Origin of the sequence: Streptomyces sp. LS1784 (assembly GCF_020103755.1) — a bacterium.
GTDB lineage: Bacteria > Actinomycetota > Actinomycetes > Streptomycetales > Streptomycetaceae > Kitasatospora.
In genome coordinates, this window is the sequence record NZ_JAHSQD010000471.1 from 1 (window position 1) to 6,574 (window position 6,574).

The following is a 6,574-nucleotide window of genomic DNA, read 5'->3' on the forward strand; positions in this document are numbered from 1 at the left end:
CGGACCGCTCTGGCGGCCGGGCGGCACCTGGCGCTGCTGGCGCGGCGTCGGGGCGGCCCCGCGCTGCTGCTTGCCCTGGCCGGAACCGGTTCGGCCGGAGCCGCGGCGGTCGCCCGAGTTGGTGACGTCCACCGGGAGCATGACCAGCGCAGTGGTGCCGCCGGAGTCGCTGGGGCGCAGCTGGATCCGGATGCCGTGGCGCAGCGACAGGCGGCCGACCACGAAGAGGCCCATGCGGCGGGAGACCGAGACGTCCACCGTCGGCGGGTTGGCGAGGCGCTCGTTGATCTCGGCGAGGTCGTCGGGGCTCAGGCCGATGCCGGTGTCGTGGATCTCGACCAGGACGCGGCCGTCCGGCAGCGCGTGGCCGGTGACCCGGACGCGGGTCTGCGGGCTGGAGAACGAGGTGGCGTTCTCCAGCAGCTCGGCGAGCAGGTGGACGAGGTCGTTGACGACGCGGCCGGCGACCTCGGCCGACGGCACGGCGGCGAGCTCGATGCGCTCGTACTGCTCCACCTCGGAGGCGGCGGCGCGGAGCACGTCGACCAGCGGGACGGGACGCGTCCAGCGGCGGCCCGGGTCCTCGCCCGCGAGGACGAGGAGGTTTTCGCCGTTGCGGCGCATGCGGGTCGCGAGGTGGTCCAGCTTGAAGAGGTTGGCCAGCTGGTCCGGGTCCGCCTCGCGGCTCTCCAGCTCGGAGATGAGCGACAGCTGGCGCTGGATGAGGCCCTGGCTGCGGCGCGAGAGGTTGGTGAACATCGCGTTGATGTTGCCGCGCAGGAGGGCCTGCTCGGCGGCGAGGCGGACGGCCTCGCTGTGCACCATGTCGAACGCGTGGGCCACGTGGCCGATCTCGTCGGTGGAGTCGACGGCGACCGGCTCGACCGTGATGTCGACGTCGTGCGGGTCGGCCTCGGAGAGGGTCTTGACCAGCTCGGGCAGACGGCGCTCGGCGACGTCCTCGGCCGCGGCCTGGAGACGGGTCAGCGAGCGCACCATCGAGCGGGCGATCAGACCGGCGCCACCGAGGGCGACGAGCAGCACCAGGGCGATCGCGACACCGATGATCAGGGCGTCGGCGTCGGCCTGGGCCTGGAGGTCCTCGGCCTTGCCGTCCAGGTTCTCGATGAGCTTGGACTCGATCCGGCGCTCGGCGGTGATCTTGGCGCTGGCCTTCTCGAACCAGTCCTTGTAGGTGACCGCCTCGGTCTGGCGGATGCCGCTCTGGGTGAGGATCGTGGAGGCGTAGCGGTCGGCGTCGGCGACCACCGAGTTGTAGCTCAACTGGCTGCGCAGGTTGTCCAGGTCGTGCGCGGTGTAGATGTTGTTGAAGCTTGCGATCGCGTTGTCGTACGAGCTGCGCAGGCGGATACCGAAGGACTCGTCGCTGGGGCTGAGGTCGGGGGTCTTCGGGTTGGCGAGCGCGGCGCTGATCAGGGCCCGCTGCTGCGAGGTCGCGTTCTTCGCCAGCGAGAACTGCTGGAGCGCGCGGGTGGAGACGACCAGGTCCTTGTTGTTCGACGCGAGCGCGATGTCCTGGGTGATGGACAGCAGGTCGCGGATGATCACGTCGTAGGCGGTGATCGTCGACTGGATGTTCTGGTTGTTCTGGTACGGCAGGCTGCGGGTGTCCGCGATCGAGTTCAGGTCCTTGCGGATCTGGAGCAACAGCGCCTTTCCGCCGGACAGTTCGAGGTTCTCGAACTTGTCGGAGGACGCGGTGAAGGTGCGGCTCAGGTCGTCGGTGGACTTGCGGGCCGCGACGATGTCGTCGTCCAGCGGGGCGGCCGGGTCGTGGGTGATCGGGCCGGCGCTGATGTCGCGCTCGGTCTGGAGCGCGTCCGCGAGGTTGGTCGCCTTCTTGGCCAGGTCGGACAGGTTGGCCATCTGGGCGAGTTGCTGCGAGTTCTCCATCGAGCTCTGGATGCGCAGGCCACCGAGGACCAGCGAGACCAGCACAGGGAGGGCGAGCAGCGCGATCAGACGGGTGCGGATGCGCCAGTTGCGCATCGCGAGCCGGTTCAGACCGGTGGCGCGGCGCCGGGTCAGGGACGTGCGGAGCTTGTCCCGGGTGGACTTCCGCTCCTGGCCGTCCTCCTCCGGGCGGCCGTTGGCCTCGGGTGTCACCGGCTCGGCCGGGCCGCCGGGGGCCGCCGCCTGTTGGGGGGCTGCCACAGGCTCGCGCGACTCCGGGTTACCCGCGGCGCCGCTACCCCTTTTGAAACGTCCCTGCACTGGCGTCGCAACCTCTGGACCGGGCGTCCCGCCGCGTCGCCACGGCCTGGACGGTGTCGAGTTTCCATCCGCACCCCGGCCGGTCCGGGAGAGCGGGCACCGGGGTGGACCACTCCCTACCCACGGTCCGTCGCATTCCAGCACAGCCGGGGAATCCCAACAAGGGCCGCAGGAACCAGGCGCCCGGCGCTACCGACCGCTTGCACAATCTCACGGACTGTGCGGTAACCGGACCGGAATACCGCCTTTTTCGGACACTTGCCGGATGCATGCCAAGCGGACCCGGGGTCGGGAAGAGTCGCAGACCTTCTGGAATGCCCTTTATCGGTGGAATGTCGGAAAATTCCGCTGCGGCGATATGTCGGATATCTGCGTTTTGCTCGGCATTTTGTGAGCAATATCACAGTCTAATGTGTAGCTTTGGTCACGGTCTCTGTGGAAAGAGATCTCGTAACCTGGCTGTCTCCGGAGCACGGCCCCGATCAGCCTGCCCAGAACCCCTCCGAATCAATCGGAATCCATCAGGCCGTGCCGATCGGCCCGGCCATGACCACGAGGTGCTCTCGATGTCCCAGGCGAAGAAGGCCACCCAGTCCACGCTGCCCAGCCGAGCCACGGCGAACCCGCGCCGGACGACGCTGGCCTCGGTCGAGGACTTCAGCAAGATCCCGGGTGCCCGCAAGCCCGAGGATGTCGTGACCTACGGCACCGAGCTGCCGGCCGTCACCGCCAACCCGCGCCGCACCCAGCTGATGGTCGCCCCGGTCGTCGTCGTGCGGGACTGACCCCGCAGCGTTCCGCCGAGGGCGCCGTCGTCACAGCAGTGGCGGCGGCGCCCTCGGCGTACCCGCCCGCTCGCGGGTTCCGCCCCGATCATCCCGAACAGGGACAAAGCGGTCAGCCGGGGCCCCACGCGATAGCCTGGAGGCCGATTGACGGGGCCGCGCCCACCGTGGGCGGGGCGCCCACCAGCGCCCGGGCGCGCCCCGGGCGGCCGACGAAGCGAGGGGTAGCCCAGCCGTGCGCATTGCCAGGTTTTCCGTCCGGGAAGGGAGCCCTGCCGCCGGCAGCGTCTCCTTCGGCGTGGTGGAGGGCGACCCTTCCCAGCCCGACTCGCTGGTCGTCCACGCCCTGGCCGGCCACCCGTTCGGCCAGCCCCAGCCCACCGGCGAGAGCTTCCGTTTCCAGGACGTCCGGCTGCTCAGCCCGATGCTCCCGAACAAGATCGTGGCGGTCGGCCGCAACTACGCGGCGCACGCGGCGGAGCTGGGCAACGGCGTCCCGGACGTCCCGCTCACCTTCTTCAAGCCGTCCACCTCGGTGATCGGTCCGACCGAGAACATCGCCTACCCGCCGTTCTCCTCGGACGTCCACCACGAGGCCGAACTCGCCGTGGTGATCGGCCGGATGTGCCGCGAGGTGCCGCTGGACCGGGTGCCCGAGGTGATCCTCGGCTACACCTGCGCCAACGACGTCACCGCCCGGGACGTCCAGCAGCGCGAGGGCCAGTGGGCCCGGGCCAAGGGCTTCGACACGGCCTGCCCGCTGGGCCCGTGGATCGAGACCGACCTCGACCCGAGCGACCTCGCGGTCACCTGCACGGTCAACGGCGAGCTCCGCCAGAGCGGCCGCACCTCCCTGATGGTCCGCTCGGTCGCCGAGCTGATCGTCCACATCTCCGAGGCCATGACGCTGCTGCCCGGCGACGTCATCCTCACCGGCACGCCCGCAGGGGTGGGCCCCCTCAACGTCGGCGACGAGGTCGCCGTCTCCATCGAAGGCATCGGCACTCTCACCAACAAGGTGATCAAGCGTGGCTAACACTGACCCGGCCGTCCGGGTTCGCTTCTGTCCGTCCCCGACCGGCAACCCCCACGTGGGGATGGTCCGCACGGCCCTCTTCAACTGGGCCTACGCCCGCCACAACGGCGGCACGCTGGTCTTCCGGATCGAGGACACCGACTCCGCCCGCGACTCCGAGGAGTCGTACAACCAGCTGCTCGACGCCATGCGCTGGCTCGGCCTCGACTGGGACGAGGGCCCCGAGGTCGGCGGCCCGGACGCGCCGTACCGCCAGTCGCAGCGGATGGACATCTACGCGGACGTCGCCCGCCGCCTGTACGAGGCCGGCCACGCCTACCACTGCTACTGCTCCACCGAGGAGCTGGACGCCCGCCGCGAGGCCGCCCGCGCGGCCGGCAAGCCCTCCGGCTACGACGGGCACTGCCGCGACCTGACCGACGAGCAGGTCGCCGTCTACAAGCTGGAGAAGCGCGAGCCGATCCTGCGCTTCCGGATGCCCGACAAGACCATCAGCTTCGACGACCTGGTGCGCGGCACGCTCACCTTCGAGCCGGAGAACGTGCCGGACTACGGCATCGTCCGGGCCAACGGTGCCCCGCTGTACACCCTGGTCAACCCGGTGGACGACGCCCTGATGGGCATCACCCACGTGCTGCGCGGCGAGGACCTGCTGTCCTCCACCCCGCGGCAGGTCGCGCTGTACGCCGCGCTCGCCGAGATCGGCGTCGGCAACGGCACTACCCCGCGCTTCGGCCACCTGCCGTACGTGATGGGCGAGGGCAACAAGAAGCTCTCCAAGCGCGACCCCCAGTCCTCGCTCAACATGTACCGCGAGCGCGGCTTCATCCGCGAGGGCCTGCTCAACTACCTGTCCCTGCTCGGCTGGTCGCTGGCCGAGGACCGCGACCTGTTCGACATGGACGAGATGGTCGCCGCCTTCGACGTCACCAAGGTGAACGCCAACCCGGCCCGCTTCGACCTGAAGAAGTGCGAGGCGATCAACGCCGAGCACGTCCGCCGGCTGGCCCCGGAGGACTTCGTCCGCCGCCTGGTGCCCTTCCTCCAGGGCGCCGAGCTGCTGCCGGCCGAGCCCACCGCCGAGCAGCTGGACCTGCTCGCCAAGGTGGCGCCGCTCACCCAGGAGCGGATGGTCGTGCTGAGCGAGATCGTGAACATGGCCGGCTTCCTGTTCGTGGCGCCGGAGAAGTTCGCCCTCGACCCGGACGACGCCGCCAAGGTGCTCACCGCGGACGCCCGCCCGGTGCTGGAGGCCAGCATCAAGGCGCTGGAGGAGCTCGCGGACTTCACCCCGGAGCCGATCCAGGCGGCGCTGCGCGAGGCGCTGGTGGACGGCCTGGGCATCAAGCCCAAGTTCGCCTTCACGCCGCTGCGGGTGGCCGTCACGGGCCGCCGGGTCTCCCCGCCGCTGTTCGAGTCCATGGAGCTGCTGGGACGCCCGGAGACGCTGCGCCGGCTGCGTGCCGCCCTGGAGGCCCTGCCGGCCGCCTGAGCGGGCCGCTGAGCAGGCCGCGGGCCCGGCTTCGTGCCGGGCCCGCGGCGTACCCGGAGGTCATCCGCGGGCCCCCCGGCGGCTGCCTGGGGTTATCGATTTTGGAGCCAGGGCCGACGTCGGGTAATGTTCTTTCTGCGCCGCCCGGGAGGGAACGGACGAGGGAGCGAAAGCCCCTCGGAAGGGACCGACCGAGAGGCGCAACGCCTGAGAAGGGCCCGCAAGGGTTCAACTCTGGTGGGGTATGGTGTAATTGGCAGCACGACTGATTCTGGTTCAGTTAGTCTAGGTTCGAGTCCTGGTACCCCAGCGCAGTACGCGAGTACGGCACACAAAAGAAGATCAAGCCCCCGTTGTGTAGCGGCCTAGCACGCTGCCCTCTCACGGCAGTAGCGCCGGTTCGAATCCGGTCGGGGGTACTGATCCCGCAAGGGATCACCTGGAAAGCCCCCGTTGTGTAGCGGCCTAGCACGCTGCCCTCTCACGGCAGTAGCGCCGGTTCGAATCCGGTCGGGGGTACTGATCCCGCAAGGGATCGCCAGGAAGCCCCCGTTGTGTAGCGGCCTAGCACGCTGCCCTCTCACGGCAGTAGCGCCGGTTCGAATCCGGTCGGGGGTACTTCAGAGCAGGAAGCCGATGGGCTCGCCCATCGGCCCTTGCTTTGTGTTGGGGTATGGTGTAATTGGCAGCACGAGTGATTCTGGTTCATTTAGTCTAGGTTCGAGTCCTGGTACCCCAGCCAGAAATTGGAAAGACCCCGGTTCCGGGGTCTTTTTGTTTTCCCTCGGAAATGCATCGAAGGGCCTCGCCGGGTTGCCGGCGGGGCCCTTCCGGCGTTCGGCCGTGTTCCGTCAGCTGCGGCGGAGGGCTTCGGTGAGTCGGTTGGCGGCTTCGATGACGGCCTGGGCGTGGAGGCGGCCGGGGTGGCGGGTGAGGCGTTCGATGGGGCCGGAGACGGAGACGGCGGCGACGACGCGGTTGGAGGGGCCGCGGACGGGGGCGGAGACGGAGGCGACGCCGGGTTCG

At 69.6% G+C, this 6,574-nt stretch carries 5 protein-coding genes and 5 tRNA genes; 8 read left to right on the top strand and 2 right to left on the bottom strand.

Annotation, left to right across the window (positions count from 1 at the left end; translation table 11 throughout):
* On the bottom strand, positions 1-2,175 hold a 2,175-nt coding region (locus KS423_RS34960), incomplete at its 3' end, for a nitrate- and nitrite sensing domain-containing protein (RefSeq protein ID WP_224283774.1).
* A 626-nt stretch (positions 2,176-2,801) separates the two neighbouring features.
* Here KS423_RS34960 and KS423_RS34965 point away from each other — a divergent pair.
* The 8 genes from KS423_RS34965 (at position 2,802) to KS423_RS35000 (ending at position 6,290) form a co-directional block, all read left to right on the top strand.
* Positions 2,802-3,020 carry a hypothetical protein gene (locus tag KS423_RS34965; RefSeq protein WP_224283775.1) on the top strand — a complete coding sequence of 73 codons (219 nt, stop codon included), beginning with the start codon at positions 2,802-2,804 and terminating at the stop codon, positions 3,018-3,020.
* 235 nt (positions 3,021-3,255) lie between these two features.
* Positions 3,256-4,056: a fumarylacetoacetate hydrolase family protein gene (locus tag KS423_RS34970; protein WP_224283776.1), complete on the top strand. Its 801-nt coding sequence runs from the start codon at positions 3,256-3,258 to the stop codon at positions 4,054-4,056.
* Between the two features lie 61 nt (positions 4,057-4,117).
* Complete coding sequence (gltX, locus tag KS423_RS34975; RefSeq protein ID WP_374120081.1) at positions 4,118-5,548, top strand: glutamate--tRNA ligase; 1,431 nt, start codon at positions 4,118-4,120, stop codon at positions 5,546-5,548.
* 238 nt (positions 5,549-5,786) lie between these two features.
* A tRNA-Gln gene (locus KS423_RS34980) sits at positions 5,787-5,858 on the top strand.
* 36 nt (positions 5,859-5,894) lie between these two features.
* A tRNA-Glu gene (locus KS423_RS34985) sits at positions 5,895-5,967 on the top strand.
* 27 nt (positions 5,968-5,994) lie between these two features.
* Positions 5,995-6,067: transfer RNA gene (locus tag KS423_RS34990), tRNA-Glu, on the top strand.
* 26 nt (positions 6,068-6,093) lie between these two features.
* Positions 6,094-6,166, top strand: a tRNA-Glu gene (locus tag KS423_RS34995).
* Positions 6,167-6,215: 49 nt separating this feature from the next.
* A tRNA-Gln gene (locus KS423_RS35000) sits at positions 6,216-6,290 on the top strand.
* Between the two features lie 109 nt (positions 6,291-6,399).
* Here the strand turns inward: KS423_RS35000 and KS423_RS35005 are convergent.
* On the bottom strand, positions 6,400-6,574 hold a 175-nt coding region (locus KS423_RS35005), incomplete at its 5' end, for an IclR family transcriptional regulator C-terminal domain-containing protein (RefSeq protein WP_308020284.1).

What these genes read in the sequence shown, in the direction of transcription:
- KS423_RS34965 (WP_224283775.1), top strand. Translation starts at nt 2,802, where the DNA reads ATGTCCCAGGCGAAGAAGGCCACCCAGTCCACGCTGCCCAGCCGAGCC.
- gltX (WP_374120081.1), top strand. Translation starts at nt 4,118, where the DNA reads ATGGTCCGCACGGCCCTCTTCAACTGGGCCTACGCCCGCCACAACGGC.